We start from the raw sequence: 13330 nt of genomic DNA, 5'->3' as shown, positions 1-13330 counted from the left end.
TCAGGAATTCAGCTCATGCCCCGTCATCAGCGCGGCAATTCATCATCGGGACCGGCCGGCGGTTCGCAGCGTCAGTTGCGCGTCGGCGAACTGATCCGGCATGCGATCTCCGACATCCTCTCTCAGGGCGGTGTGCATGACGACACGCTGAGCGGTCACATCATCACCGTGCCCGAAGTGCGGATGTCGCCCGATCTCAAGCTTGCGACGGTTTATGTGATGCCACTCGGTGGGCACGATACGGATGCTGTGATCGCAGCACTTGCGCACAACAAGAAATTCCTGCGTGGCGAGGTTGCGCACCGCGTTAACCTGAAATTCGCACCTGATCTTCGCTTCCGCGCCGACGAGCGATTCGACGAAGCGGAACGGATCGAGAAATTATTGCGAACGCCTGCGGTCCAAAAAGATCTCAACCATGATTCGGATGACACTTGATGACTGCAACACCCGCTCAGGGCACGCGCGAGACGCCGCATGGCGATTCTCATGCGGCTTCTGAAAAAAATATTTTGGCGGATACGCCTGCTCATGATCGCACTGATGCAGGCGGGAATCGCCCGCGCCAGAAGAAACAGCAGTTCAAGCGCGACCGCCGCGACGTGCACGGCTGGGTCATCCTCGACAAGCCTGTCGGCATGACCTCAACCCATGCGGTCGCGGTGCTGAAGCGGCTGTTCAACGCCAAGCGCGTCGGTCACGCCGGCACGCTCGATCCGCTCGCCTCCGGCGGGCTACCGATTGCGCTGGGCGAAGCCACCAAGACCGTTCCCTTCGTGATGGATGGCCGCAAGCGCTATCGCTTCACGGTCCGCTGGGGCGAGGAACGCGACACCGATGACGTCGAGGGCCGGCCAACCCAGACCTCCGATGCCCGGCCCACAGCCGGGGACATCCGGACGATCCTGCCCCGCTTCACAGGCGTGATCCAGCAGACCCCGCCGCAGTTCTCGGCCATCAAGATCCAGGGCGAGCGGGCCTATGATCTTGCCCGTGACGGCGAAACCGTCGTCCTGCAGCCCCGCGAGGTCGAGATTCACGAATTAATCCTTACGGAACAATCGGATAAGGATCATTCGGTGTTCGAGACCGAATGCGGCAAGGGAACCTATGTCCGGGCGCTGGCCCGCGATATGGGCCGCCTTCTGGGCTGCTACGGGCATATTTCGGCACTCCGGCGCACCCAGTGCGGCCCGTTCACTGAGGACGACATGATTCCGCTGGCGGAATTGGAGGCTTTGTGCGATAGAGCCGCGTCTGGCGAGGGCAGCCTCGCCGACGCGCTTTTGCCCGTTGAGACCGCGCTGGACGACATCCCGGCACTGGCCGTCACTCGGGCGGATGCCGCAAGGCTTGCAAGAGGCCAGGCGGTTTTGTTGCGCGGACGGGATGCGCCAATTCTAAACGGCACAGTCTATGTCACCGTCGGAGGAAGGCTTCTGGCCCTCGCCGAGCTTGGCAATGGCGAACTCATCCCCAAGCGTGTGTTCAACCTCACCGGGCTCGTTGCGAACCCGGACCGCAGTTAAGGATATTTGACGATGTCGATTACCGCAGAACGTAAAGCGGAAGTCATCAAGACCAATGCCAAGAAGGCCGGCGACACGGGTTCGCCGGAAGTCCAGGTTGCGATCCTCTCCGAGCGCATCGCCAACCTCACCGAGCATTTCAAGACCCACAGCAAGGACAACCATTCCCGCCGTGGCCTCCTGAAGCTCGTCTCCACGCGCCGTTCGCTTCTCGATTATGTGAAGAAGAAGGACGAGGCGCGCTACAAGGCGCTGCTTGAGAAGCACAACATCCGCCGCTAAAGCCGCGCTCCCGGCCGCCACCGGCGCGAACATGGATTCGCATCCGGCGACGGCCGACACTGTACGAACACGCAAAGCATGGCTTGCTTGCGTGAAACCCAGCAGCAATCCGGCGGCTGGGCACGACGGGCAAGGTGCCCGCACCATCGGAAGGATGGCAGCCATCGCAAAATTCAGAAGCCATGGCAGGATCGCCGGACGCTGAAGCCCTCGCGCTCAACGTCTCGCAATCTTGCGCATGGCTTTTGCATTTTCCGGCCAGCCTGATTTTCCGAAAACGATGAAAGAACACTCGAATGTTTAATACCCATTCCGTCGAACTCGACTGGGGCGGACGCCCGCTCAAGCTCGAAACCGGCAAAGTCGCGCGTCAGGCCGACGGCGCCGTAATCGCCACCTATGGCGAAACCGTCGTCATCGCGACTGTCGTCTCCGCGAAGACCCCGAAGGAAGGCATCGACTTCCTGCCGCTCACCGTGAACTACCAGGAAAAGACCTTTGCAGCCGGCCGCATTCCCGGCGGCTACTTCAAGCGCGAGGGCCGTCCCTCCGAGAAGGAAACGCTGGTTTCCCGCCTGATCGACCGTCCGATCCGCCCGCTGTTCATCAAGGGCTATCGCTGCGACACCCAGGTGATCGTCACCACCCTGTCGCACGACATGGAAAACGATCCGGACATCGTTGCGATGGTCGCGGCCTCCGCCGCGCTGACGCTCTCCGGCGTGCCGTTCATGGGCCCGATCGGTGCGGCCCGCGTCGCCTTCGTCAACAACGAGTTCATTCTCAATCCGACGCTGGATGAGATGGCCGACACCCAGCTCGACCTCGTCGTTGCTGGCACTGCCGACGCCGTGCTCATGGTCGAATCCGAAGCCAAGGAATTGCCTGAAGAGGTGATGCTTGGCGCCGTGATGTTCGGTCATCGCCACTTCCAGCCGGTGATCAAGGCGATCATCGACCTCGCCGAGAAGGCCGCCAAAGAGCCGCGCGAGATCGAGACGATCGACAATTCCGAAATCGAAAAGGACATGCGCGCCGTCGGCGAAGCCGAACTGCGCAAGGCCTACGCGATTCCGGTGAAGCAGGATCGCTATGCGGCGGTCGGCGCGGTGAAGAAGAAGGTCATGGACCACTTCTTCCCCGAAGGTCAGGAGCCGAAGTTCGACAAGCTGCGCATCGCCGGCGTGTTCAAGGAGCTGGAAGCGGACGTCGTCCGCAACAACATCCTCGACACGGGCCTCCGCATCGACGGCCGCGACGTCAAGACCGTCCGCCCGATCGTGGCGGAAGTCGGCGTGCTGCCGCGCGCCCACGGTTCGGCGCTGTTCACCCGCGGCGAGACCCAGGCGCTGGTCGTGACCACGCTCGGCACCGGCGAGGACGAGCAGTACATCGACGCGCTCTCGGGCACGTACAAGGAAACCTTCCTGCTGCATTACAACTTCCCGCCCTTCTCGGTCGGTGAAACGGGCCGCATCGGCTCGCCGGGCCGCCGCGAAATCGGCCACGGCAAGCTGGCTTGGCGCGCGATTCATCCGGTCCTGCCGGCGCACCACGAGTTTCCGTACACGCTGCGCGTGGTCTCGGAGATCACCGAGTCGAACGGCTCGTCCTCGATGGCGACGGTGTGCGGCTCCTCGCTCGCGCTGATGGACGCCGGCGTGCCGCTGAAGCGGCCGACCGCGGGCATCGCGATGGGCCTGATCCTCGAAGGCTCGCGTTTCGCGGTTCTCTCCGACATCCTCGGCGACGAGGATCATCTCGGCGACATGGACTTCAAGGTGGCAGGCACCGACAAGGGTGTCACTTCGCTGCAGATGGACATCAAGATCGCCGGCATCACCGAAGAGATCATGAAGATCGCTTTGACGCAGGCCAAGGACGGCCGCATCCACATCCTCGGCGAGATGGCGAAGGCCCTCACCGCCGCGCGTGCGGAGCTTGGCGAACATGCGCCGCGCATCGAAGTGCTGCAGATCCCGACCGACAAGATCCGCGACGTGATCGGCACCGGCGGCAAGGTGATCCGCGAGATCGTCGAAAAGACCGGCGCCAAGATCAACATCGAGGACGATGGCACCGTGAAGGTCGCTTCCGCCAATGGCGAATCGATCCGCGCGGCGATCAAGTGGATCAAGTCGATCACCTCGGAGCCGGAAGTCGGCCAGATCTACGACGGCACTGTCGTCAAGGTGATGGAGTTCGGGGCGTTCGTGAACTTCTTCGGCCCGAAGGACGGCCTCGTTCACATCAGCCAGCTCGCGGCGAACCGCGTGCAGAAGACCTCCGACGTCGTCAAGGAAGGCGACAAGGTCAAGGTCAAGCTGCTCGGCCTCGACGATCGCGGCAAGGTCCGCCTGTCGATGAAAGCGGTCAACCAGGAGACTGGCGAGGACCTCGAGGCCAAGCAGAAGGCCGAGAACGCCCCCGCCGCCGAGTAAGGCGGTCAAGCGACCAATCAAAAGTTTGCGAAGAGGCGGCATTTTGCCGCCTCTTTTTTGTTGGGATAGCGCGACGCCCGCAGCAGCGCTGGCGTAGCCTCAGCAATCGCGCGACGACTCGCGCACGACCCATCAGGGAGACGTTCGTATGATCAGCCTTTCCCGCCGCCATCTGTTCACCGGGGCTGCCGGCCTTATCGCCACAGCCGCATTGCCCCGCATCACGCTCGCACAGGCTCCCACCGCACCGGCCGCAGCCGAGGGCCCCTTCAAACTGCCGCCGCTGTCTTACGCGACCAACGTGCTTGAGCCGCATATCGATGCGAAGACCATGGAAATCCACCATGACAAGCATCACGGCGCTTATGTCGCCAACATGAACAATTTCGCCAAGACCGCGCCGCAGCTCGGCCAGACGCCGATCGAGACCATCCTCGCCAACCTCGTCAACGTGCCGGACGGCATCCGCGTCGGCGTCCGCAACAATCTCGGCGGCCACGCCAACCACACGATGTTCTGGGAAATCATGGGGGCGAATGGCGGCGCACCGGAGGGCGAGGTTCTTGCGGCGATCAACCGCGACTTCGGCGATCTCGACAAGATGAAGACGGCGTTCAACACCGCAGGCGCCGGCCAGTTCGGCTCCGGCTGGGTGTTCGTCACCGTCAACAAAGAGGGCAAGCTCAGCATCGAGGCGCTGCCCAATCAGGACACGCCGCTGATGTACGGCAAGCGCGTACTACTCGGCAACGACGTGTGGGAGCACGCCTATTATCTGAACTACCAGAACCGCCGCGCCGACTATCTCAAGGCGTGGTGGAACGTGGTGAACTGGCAGAGGATCGGCGAACGCTATGCCGCCGCGAAGGCCGGGACGCTGACGCTCTGAAGCGTTACGTCACATTCCAAAAGGCGGCTGAGTTCAGCCGCCTTTTCTTTTGTCGCGGCGAGGCGCGAAGCATTCCTTCACCAGATCGCTGAGAACCTGAAAGTCCTGCTTGCGCGGCGAGGTGCGGCGAAACACCAGGCCGATGCTGCGCCCCGGCTGCGGCTCCTTGAACCGCAAAATCTTCACGCGCTCGTCCCGCAATTCGACATCGGCGGCGATTTGCGGAATGAGCGTGATGCCATAGCCGCTCGCGACCATCTGCATCACCGTCGCAAGGCTGCTCGCGCCGAATGTCATGCCGCCCGCATTGCGGCCGCCGGAAGCGGTGGCACAAAACGCCAGCGCCTGATCGCGCAGGCAATGGCCGTCTTCGAGCAGGATCAAGCGCTCCTGCTCGATATCGCCTGCCACGACGCGCTTTGTCTCGTCGCGCGGATCGTTCGCCGGCACCGCCAGCAGGAAGGCATCGTCGAACAGGGCAATGCTGTCGATGTCGTTCTCCTGCACCGGCAACGCCAGCATGGCGGCATCGAGCGCCCCGCTTTTTACCTCATTCAGCATTTGCCGCGTCTGCGTCTCACGCAATTCGAGTTGCAGGTCGGGGAACCGCGCCTGGAGGAGTGGCAGGAATTTCGGCAGCGCATAAGGCGCGAGCGACGGAATCATGCCGAGCGTGAGCCGACCGGCCAGCGGTTGTGCGCGATGGTGCGCGAAATCCACGAGGTCGCGCGCCTTCGCCAGCACGTCCTCGCCCCGTCTCGCGATGTCCCGTCCGGCATCGGTCAGCGTCACCGCCCCCGGGCGGCGCTCCACCAGCGCCAGCCCCAGTTCGCCCTCTAGATCGCGGATCTGCATCGAGAGCGCGGGCTGCGTCACCGCACACGCCTCCGCCGCACGGCCAAAATGCTCGTGCTGCGCCAAGGCAGCCAAATATCGCAGTTGTTTCAGGGTGATCATGTCGATCAGATTATCTTATCGGAGGCCAAAGGCAATTCGACTAGACCTGATGTTGGAATAAATCCAAACTCCGGTCACATCCACTCGCCAGACTGACCCTTGGGTCAAAGCGCGGAGGCTGCGGCACGGATCGCAGCCGGGCAGCGCGGCGGACAATCAAAATCACAAAGCAATCGGAGAGAATCCATGGACGCCAAAACCGACGACAAAGCCGCGGGCAAATGCCCCGTGATGCACAGCAAGGGCCGCAGCAACCGTGACTGGTGGCCGGAGCATCTCGATCTGAGCATTCTGCACGGCCATACGCCCGCCGCCGATCCGATGGGCGAGGGCTTTGACTACATCAAGGAATTCGAGAGCCTCGATCTCGATGCCGTCATCAAGGACCTGCATGCTCTGATGACCGACAGCCAGGACTGGTGGCCGGCCGACTTCGGCCACTACGGCGGCCTGATGGTCCGCATGGCGTGGCATTCGGCGGGCACCTATCGCATCACTGACGGCCGCGGCGGCGCGGGTGCCGGGCAGCAGCGTTTCGCACCGCTGAACTCGTGGCCGGACAACGTGCTGCTCGACCGGGCGCGCCGGTTGCTCTGGCCGATCAAGCAGAAATACGGCCGCAAGATTTCGTGGGCCGATCTCATCGTCCTCACAGGCAACGTCGCGCTGGAATCGATGGGCTTCAAGACGTTTGGATTTGCAGGCGGCCGCGCTGATGTGTGGGAGCCGGAAGAACTCTATTGGGGTCCCGAAGGAACGTGGCTTGGCGATGAACGCTACAGCGGCGAGCGCCAACTCTCCGAGCCGCTCGCCGCTGTGCAGATGGGTCTGATCTACGTCAACCCGGAAGGCCCGAACGGCAAGCCGGACCCACTGGCGGCAGCCAAGGACATTCGCGAAACCTTCTTCCGCATGGCGATGAACGACGAAGAAACCGTCGCGCTGATCGCCGGCGGCCACACTTTCGGCAAGACCCATGGCGCGGGCGATGCGTCACTGGTGGGTCCCGCGCCGGAAGCCGCCGCAATCGAGGATCAGGGCCTTGGCTGGAAAAGCAGGTTTGGCACTGGCAAGGGTAGTGACGCAATCGGTAGCGGTCTCGAAGTCACCTGGACCCAGACGCCGACGAAGTGGGACAACAACTTCTTCGAGACCCTGTTCAAGTTTGAGTGGGAGCTAACCAAGAGCCCGGCTGGTGCGCACCAGTGGCAGGCGAAGAACGCTCCCGCCATTACGCCGGACGCTCACGACCCGTCGAAGAAGCATGTGCCGACCATGCTCACCACCGACCTGTCGCTGCGCTTCGACCCGATCTACGAGAAGATTTCGCGCCGCTTCCTTGAGAATCCGGATCAGTTCGCGGACGCGTTCGCCCGCGCCTGGTTCAAGCTCACCCACCGCGACATGGGCCCGCGCGTCCGCTATCGTGGAAAGCTGGTGCCGAAGGAAATCCTGATCTGGCAGGACCCGATTCCGGCCAACGATCGCGCGGCGCTCGGCAGCAAGGACATCGCCGACCTGAAGGCTAAGATTCTCGCCTCCGGCCTCACCGTGCCGCAGCTTGTCTCGACGGCATGGGCGTCGGCTTCGACGTTCCGCACCTCCGACAAGCGCGGCGGCGCCAACGGCGCGCGCATTCGCCTTGCGCCGCAGAAGGACTGGGAGGTCAACCAGCCGAAGCAGCTTGCAACGGTACTCGCCAAGCTTGAAGCGATTCAAAAGGAGAGCGGCAACAAGATCTCGCTCGCCGACCTGATCGTGCTGGCTGGCAATGCCGGTGTGGAGAAGGCGGCAAAGGATGCCGGCGTATCCGTCACCGTGCCGTTCGCGCCGGGCCGGATGGACGCCACGCAGGAGCAGACGGATGTAGCCTCCTTCGGGCCGCTTGAGCCGCGTGCCGATGGCTTCCGCAACTACATCGGCAAGACGCATCAGTTCATGCGTCCCGAGGAAGCTCTGGTGGACCGGGCTCAACTGCTGACGCTGACGGCTCCGGAGATGACGGCGCTCATCGGCGGACTCCGCGTGCTCGGCGCCAATTTTGGCGATTCCAAGCATGGCGTCTTCACGCAAAAGCCCGGCACGCTGACCAACGACTTCTTCGTCAACCTGCTCGACATGGGCACGGAATGGCAACCGGCCGGTGACACCTATGAAGGCCGCGACCGCAAGACCAAGGCCGTGAAGTGGACCGCGACGCGCATCGATCTCGTCTTCGGCGCACACTCGCAGCTTCGCGCTCTGGCGGAAGTCTATGGAAGCGCGGATGCCAAGGAGAAGTTCGTGAAAGACTTCGTCAAGGCATGGGCCAAGGTGATGAACGCCGACCGCTTCGATCTCGCGGACCGGCCGCAGACGCTGCAGGCCGCCGAATAAACTCGGCAGCAGACCGATCAAAAACAAACCTCCGCGATTTTCGCGGAGGTTTTTTATTTTCACCCTCGCTCTTGCCCTTTTGGGACGATTGCCTCAAAGCAGTCGCCAAATTTTGCTTCGGGAGGTTCGCATGAAGCTCTATTGGTCGCCGCGCTCACGCTCCTTCACCACGCTCTGGCTGATGGAGGAAACCGGCGAGCCCTACGAACGCGTACTGACCGACATCTCCACCGGCGCGAACAAGACGCCGGACTATCTTGCGATCAACCCGATGGGCAAGGTGCCTGCGCTGGCCGATGGCGATGCCGTGATGGCGGAATCAGCCGCGATCTGCACCTATGTCGCGGACCGTTATCCGCAGGCGAAGCTTGCGCCACCCATCGGCGATCCGCGCCGCGCCAAATATCTGCAATGGATGTTCTTTGCGCCGAGTTGCATCGAGCCTGCCATCCTGCAGGCCTACCTCAAGCTCGAAATCCCCGCTGTCAGCGCTGCATGGGGCAGCACGACGCAAACCTTCGACGTTCTGGATCAGGCTTTGGAGAAGGGACCGTGGTTGCTGGGCGACGATTTCTCCGCTGCCGATGTCGCCATCGGCGCGGGCATCAATTACGCCATCCGCATGTTCAAGATGGTTCCGACACGGCCGAATTTCGACCGCTATCTCGATGCGTGCGCCGCGCGGCTCGCATTCCAGACCGCTGCGAAGCTGACGGCCTGAGGCCTAGTCGGCGTTGCCGTTATCCTTCAGCGCATCGGGGTGCGGCATCGAGATGATGTTGTAACCGGCGTCGACGAAATGCGTCTCGCCGGTGACACCACCCGACAGATCCGACAACAGATACAACGCCGTGCCGCCCAATTCGTCGAGCGTGACGCCGCGGCCGAGCGGCGAATGCCTTTGCTGGAACGCAAACATCGCGCGCGAATCGCCAATGCCGGCGCCCGCCAGCGTGCGGACCGGCCCCGCCGAAATCGCGTTGACGCGAATGCCATCGCGGCCGAAATCGGCGGCGAGATAACGAGTCGAGGCCTCCAACGCCGCCTTGGCGACGCCCATTACATTGTAATTCGGCATCACGCGGGTCGAGCCGCCGAATGTCAGCGTCACCATCGCGCCGCCATCGGGCATCAGCTTCGCCGCACGTGCCGCGACTTCGGTGAAGGAGAAGCAGGAGATCACCATGGTGCGCGAAAAATTCGCGCGCGTGGTGTCGACGTAACGGCCCTTCAACTCGTTCTTGTCCGAGAAGCCGATGGCATGGACGACAAAGTCCATCTTGCTCCATGCGTTCTTGATCGCATCGAACGTGGCGTCAACGCTGGCGATATCCTCGACATCGCAAGGCAGAACGAGCTTGGCGCCGAGCGATTCCGCGAGCGGTTTCACCCGCTTGCCAAGCGCCTCGCCCTGATAGGTGAAGGCTAGCTCCGCGCCATGCGCGGCAAGGGTTTTAGCAATTCCCCAGGCAATGGAGTGATCGTTGGCGACGCCCATGATGAGCCCGCGCTTGCCATGCATCAATCCCGACATCGGTTCGTCCTAGCAAATGAAAACCCGTCCGGGCGGACGGGTTGAAGATCAGGCATCCAGTCGCTTGAACACCAGCGTGGCGTTGGTGCCGCCGAAGCCGAACGAGTTCGACAGCACGGTGCCGACCTTAGCATTGTCGATGCGCTTGCGCACGATCGGCATGTCGGCGAACACCGGATCGAGTTCCTGAATGTTGGCACTCTCGCAGATGAAACCGTTGTTCATCATCAAGAGCGAATAGATCGCTTCCTGCACGCCCGTCGCACCCAGGGAATGTCCGGTCAGCGATTTGGTGGCGGAGATCGGCGGGCACTTGTCGCCCACGCCGAACACCTTGCGGATGGCATTGATTTCCGGCGGATCACCCGCGGGCGTCGAGGTCGCGTGCGGATTGATGTAATCGATCTGCCCCTTCACGGTGGACAGCGCCATGCGCATGCAGCGCTCCGCGCCTTCGCCTGAGGGCGCGACCATGTCGTAACCATCAGACGTCGCGCCGTAGCCGACGATCTCGCCGTAAATCCTCGCGCCGCGCGCCTTGGCGTGCTCCAGTTCTTCCAGCACCACGACGCCGGCGCCGCCGGCGATGACGAAACCATCGCGATTCACATCGTAGGCCCGCGAAGCGGTGGACGGCGTGTCATTGTATTTCGAGGACATCGCGCCCATCGCATCGAACAGCACCGAGAGCGACCAGTGGAGTTCTTCGCAGCCGCCCGCGAACATCACGTCCTGCTTGCCGTACTGAATCATCTCGTAGGCATTGCCGATGCAATGGTTCGAGGTCGCGCAGGCCGAGGAGATCGAATAGTTCACGCCCTTGATCTTGAACCAGGTCGCCAGCGTTGCGGACGCGGTCGAGGACATCGCCTTGGGCACCGCAAACGGGCCGACGCGCTTCGGTCCCTTGGTACGCGTGGTGTCGGCGGCTTCGACGATGGTGCGCGCGGAAGGCCCGCCCGATCCCATGATGATGCCGGTGCGCACGTTGGACACATCGGATTCCTCAAGGCCGGAATCGCGGATCGCCTGTTCCATCGCGACATGATTCCACGCCGCCCCTTCCGCGAGAAAACGCATTGCGCGGCGGTCCACCACCTCGGCCGGATTCAGAGTCGGCGCGCCCTGCACCTGCGAACGGAATCCAAGCTTGGCATATTCCTCCGCGCGCGTGATGCCCGGCTTCGCCTCATGCAGACTCGCCAGAACTTCCTGAGTGTTGTTTCCGATGGACGAGACGATCCCCATCCCCGTGACGACAACTCGTCGCATGATTTTGCCTCACTCGATTCCGTGTTGTGGCCTTGTGTCCGGCCGTTCACCGGCCCTGGAAGTTTAATCCAGGCACCTCCCGCACTGAATTACTTTCCGGCCTGTGCCGGCGCGTCCTGTTGAAAAAGCCCGACCTTCAGATCGCTTGCGCGATAGATAATCTCGCCATCGGTCGAAAGCCAGCCATCGGCCACGCCGAGCACGAGCTTGGAGCGCATCACACGCTTCATATCGATGTGGTACTGAACCTTGGTGACGTTTGGCAGCACCTGACCGGAAAACTTCAGATCGCCAAGGCCAAGTGCGCGCCCGCGTCCGGCACCGCCAGTCCAGCCAAGGAAAAAACCGACCATCTGCCACAGCGCATCGAGGCCGAGGCAGCCCGGCATCACGGGGTCGCCTTTGAAGTGGCAGCCGAAAAACCACAGGTCGGGCTTAACGTCGAGCTCCGCCCGGATGACCCCCTTGCCGAATTCGCCCCCGGTGTCCGAGATCTCGGTAATTCGGTCGAACATCAGCATCGGCGGCAAGGGCAATTGGGCATTGCCGGGGCCGAACAATTCGCCGCGGCCACAAGCCAGCAAGTCCTCGTAATTATAGCTGTTTTGCCGCTCGCGCATCGAATCTCCCCCAATCGGCCCGATGCCGGTTGCGAACCGGTCCTAACATAGCCATTTCAGCCAGGCAAAGCAGCGATTGGTTTTCCGGAACCCTCGATCAAAGTCTTTGATCCAGTTGCGAAAAACTTGCATGTAGTTGCATCCTTCGCTACGATATGGCATATCTTTGGAAACTTAGTTTCCAAGCGTTGCGTATTTCAGAGGTCCGAAAAGTGAGCGAGATCGACAGCACCGAGGGGCATACCGATGCCGGTCACGTCCATGGATACGTTCATGGCCATGCGCCGGTGCTCACCGGCTGCCCGTGGCATGACGTCAACGAAATGTTGCAATCCGTCGGACTGCGCCCCACCCGCCAGCGCATGGCGCTCGGCTGGCTTTTGTTCGGCAAGGGTGACCGCCACCTGACCGCGGAAATGCTGTACGAGGAAGCGACGCTTGCCAAGGTCCCGGTATCGCTCGCAACCGTCTACAACACGCTGAATCAGCTTACCGAAGCCGGCCTGTTGCGTCAGGTCAGCGTCGACGGCACCAAGACTTATTTCGACACCAACGTCACCGCGCACCACCACTTCTATCTCGAAGGCAATCACGAGCTGGTCGACATTCCCGACCAGAACCTGATGCTGCAGCAGATGCCGGATGTGCCGGAAGGCTACGAAATCAGCCGCGTCGATATGGTCGTGCGGTTGCGCAAGAAGCGCTGAACGGCGCGCTGCGCCGCATCGACAATTTTCAAAAAAACGCCGGCCGGATGATCCGGCCGGCTTTTTTTGCGCCTGATTATTTATTTACTGGCGGTCAGTCAGTTCACCTTCTCGTCGGCGTAGACACCCCACAGCCGCTGCTGCTCGATCCAGCCGTCAAATCCTTCGCCGGTGATACGGCACCACTTCCCGGTGCAGCGCTTCACCTGCGCGATCACACCGGCCTGCAGGCGCGCCGACACCGCGCTGTCCTCGCTCGGATCATCCCGCAGCGCAGCAAGCTCGCCCTTTGTCTTCATGGTGACGACCGCAGTACGGCGGCCGGACAATAGCGAGTGATACACCCAGCCTTCCGAGCCTTCGGAATCGCGGACGCGCCGCCAGTTCTCGAATTCCGCCGTCACTTCCACCGGCAGCCCCGCACGGGTGTAGATCCAGCTCACGTCCTGATCCTTGGTCGGGCCAACCCGGACATTGACGTGATCGGACTTCAGGCTGACGTAACGCGGCACCGGCAACCCGCTCGTGGTCTGCACATCCTTGGCCGCATGCCCGGTTCCGCCCGTCATTCCCCAGGTTGCGAGCGCCATCAGCATTGCCCAGATCGAAGACCGTAATTCCATCATCCGCATTCCGTAATTTAACCGCAGCACCATGGCCTTAGACGTTCGGACGAGACGCGGGCCATATCCCGCCGCAACTGCCTTCGCCGGGCCATCCTGG

At 62.2% G+C, this 13330-nt stretch carries 13 protein-coding genes; 8 read left to right on the top strand and 5 right to left on the bottom strand.

The features are described 5' to 3' along the window. Nucleotides 1-15: 15 nt before the first annotated feature. The 5 genes from rbfA (at nt 16) to AFIDRAFT_RS08450 (ending at nt 5141) form a co-directional block, all read left to right on the top strand. A complete protein-coding gene (rbfA, locus tag AFIDRAFT_RS08470) occupies nt 16-438 on the top strand; it encodes a 30S ribosome-binding factor RbfA (RefSeq protein ID WP_009338794.1) in 423 nt (140 codons plus the stop codon). Continuing rightward, a complete protein-coding gene (truB, locus tag AFIDRAFT_RS08465) occupies nt 438-1529 on the top strand; it encodes a tRNA pseudouridine(55) synthase TruB (protein WP_009338793.1) in 1092 nt (363 codons plus the stop codon). The genes rbfA and truB overlap by 1 nt, the downstream gene beginning before the upstream one ends. A 12-nt stretch (nt 1530-1541) precedes the next feature. Beyond that, nucleotides 1542-1811, top strand: coding sequence for a 30S ribosomal protein S15 (gene rpsO / locus AFIDRAFT_RS08460; protein ID WP_009338792.1), 270 nt, complete (start codon nt 1542-1544; stop codon nt 1809-1811). Nucleotides 1812-2107: 296 nt separating this feature from the next. Next, a complete protein-coding gene (pnp, locus tag AFIDRAFT_RS08455) occupies nt 2108-4252 on the top strand; it encodes a polyribonucleotide nucleotidyltransferase (protein WP_009338791.1) in 2145 nt (714 codons plus the stop codon). A 148-nt stretch (nt 4253-4400) separates the two neighbouring features. Then, nucleotides 4401-5141: a superoxide dismutase gene (locus AFIDRAFT_RS08450; RefSeq protein WP_009338790.1), complete on the top strand. Its 741-nt coding sequence runs from the start codon at nt 4401-4403 to the stop codon at nt 5139-5141. A 33-nt stretch (nt 5142-5174) separates the two neighbouring features. Here AFIDRAFT_RS08450 and AFIDRAFT_RS08445 read toward each other — a convergent pair whose 3' ends face one another. Next, nucleotides 5175-6098, bottom strand: coding sequence for a LysR substrate-binding domain-containing protein (locus AFIDRAFT_RS08445; protein ID WP_009338789.1), 924 nt, complete (start codon nt 6096-6098; stop codon nt 5175-5177). A gap of 186 nt (nt 6099-6284) precedes the next feature. Here AFIDRAFT_RS08445 and katG point away from each other — a divergent pair, with 186 nt between their 5' ends. After that, a complete protein-coding gene (gene katG / locus AFIDRAFT_RS08440) occupies nt 6285-8474 on the top strand; it encodes a catalase/peroxidase HPI (protein WP_009338788.1) in 2190 nt (729 codons plus the stop codon). A gap of 130 nt (nt 8475-8604) precedes the next feature. Next, nucleotides 8605-9195 (top strand): glutathione S-transferase family protein, encoded by a 591-nt coding sequence (locus AFIDRAFT_RS08435; RefSeq protein WP_009338787.1) that lies wholly within the window; start codon nt 8605-8607, stop codon nt 9193-9195. 3 nt (nt 9196-9198) lie between these two features. On the opposite strand, the gene fabI is transcribed toward AFIDRAFT_RS08435, so the two are convergent. From fabI to fabA, 3 genes are all read right to left on the bottom strand, one after another. Then, nucleotides 9199-10008: an enoyl-ACP reductase FabI gene (fabI, locus tag AFIDRAFT_RS08430; RefSeq protein ID WP_009338786.1), complete on the bottom strand. Its 810-nt coding sequence runs from the start codon at nt 10006-10008 to the stop codon at nt 9199-9201. Nucleotides 10009-10056: 48 nt separating this feature from the next. Then, a complete protein-coding gene (gene fabB / locus AFIDRAFT_RS08425; RefSeq protein WP_009338785.1) occupies nt 10057-11280 on the bottom strand; it encodes a beta-ketoacyl-ACP synthase I in 1224 nt (407 codons plus the stop codon). A gap of 89 nt (nt 11281-11369) precedes the next feature. Then, nucleotides 11370-11900, bottom strand: a complete 531-nt coding sequence (fabA, locus tag AFIDRAFT_RS08420; protein ID WP_009338784.1) for a 3-hydroxyacyl-[acyl-carrier-protein] dehydratase FabA — start codon at nt 11898-11900, stop codon at nt 11370-11372. A gap of 212 nt (nt 11901-12112) precedes the next feature. On the opposite strand from fabA, the gene irrA reads away from it, so the two are divergent. After that, nucleotides 12113-12607, top strand: a complete 495-nt coding sequence (gene irrA, locus AFIDRAFT_RS08415; protein ID WP_009338783.1) for an iron response transcriptional regulator IrrA — start codon at nt 12113-12115, stop codon at nt 12605-12607. Between the two features lie 98 nt (nt 12608-12705). Here the strand turns inward: irrA and AFIDRAFT_RS08410 are convergent, their stop codons facing one another. After that, complete coding sequence (locus tag AFIDRAFT_RS08410; protein WP_433994122.1) at nt 12706-13197, bottom strand: SH3 domain-containing protein; 492 nt, start codon at nt 13195-13197, stop codon at nt 12706-12708. Between the last annotated feature and the right edge of the window lie 133 nt (nt 13198-13330).

This window comes from Afipia sp. 1NLS2 (assembly GCF_000178995.1).
Classification (GTDB): Bacteria; Pseudomonadota; Alphaproteobacteria; order Rhizobiales; family Xanthobacteraceae; genus Afipia.
This window is presented reverse-complemented; position numbering and strand designations above follow the sequence as displayed.

Bases quoted from the DNA above. Each gene is read 5' to 3' on its own strand.
- rbfA (WP_009338794.1), top strand. From the start codon at position 16: ATGCCCCGTCATCAGCGCGGCAATTCATCATCGGGACCGGCCGGCGGT.
- truB (WP_009338793.1), top strand. From the start codon at position 438: ATGACTGCAACACCCGCTCAGGGCACGCGCGAGACGCCGCATGGCGAT.
- rpsO (WP_009338792.1), top strand. From the start codon at position 1,542: ATGTCGATTACCGCAGAACGTAAAGCGGAAGTCATCAAGACCAATGCC.
- pnp (WP_009338791.1), top strand. From the start codon at position 2,108: ATGTTTAATACCCATTCCGTCGAACTCGACTGGGGCGGACGCCCGCTC.
- AFIDRAFT_RS08450 (WP_009338790.1), top strand. From the start codon at position 4,401: ATGATCAGCCTTTCCCGCCGCCATCTGTTCACCGGGGCTGCCGGCCTT.
- AFIDRAFT_RS08445 (WP_009338789.1), bottom strand. From the start codon at position 6,098: ATGATCACCCTGAAACAACTGCGATATTTGGCTGCCTTGGCGCAGCAC.
- katG (WP_009338788.1), top strand. From the start codon at position 6,285: ATGGACGCCAAAACCGACGACAAAGCCGCGGGCAAATGCCCCGTGATG.
- AFIDRAFT_RS08435 (WP_009338787.1), top strand. From the start codon at position 8,605: ATGAAGCTCTATTGGTCGCCGCGCTCACGCTCCTTCACCACGCTCTGG.
- fabI (WP_009338786.1), bottom strand. From the start codon at position 10,008: ATGTCGGGATTGATGCATGGCAAGCGCGGGCTCATCATGGGCGTCGCC.
- fabB (WP_009338785.1), bottom strand. From the start codon at position 11,280: ATGCGACGAGTTGTCGTCACGGGGATGGGGATCGTCTCGTCCATCGGA.
- fabA (WP_009338784.1), bottom strand. From the start codon at position 11,900: ATGCGCGAGCGGCAAAACAGCTATAATTACGAGGACTTGCTGGCTTGT.
- AFIDRAFT_RS08410 (WP_433994122.1), bottom strand. From the start codon at position 13,197: ATGGCGCTCGCAACCTGGGGAATGACGGGCGGAACCGGGCATGCGGCC.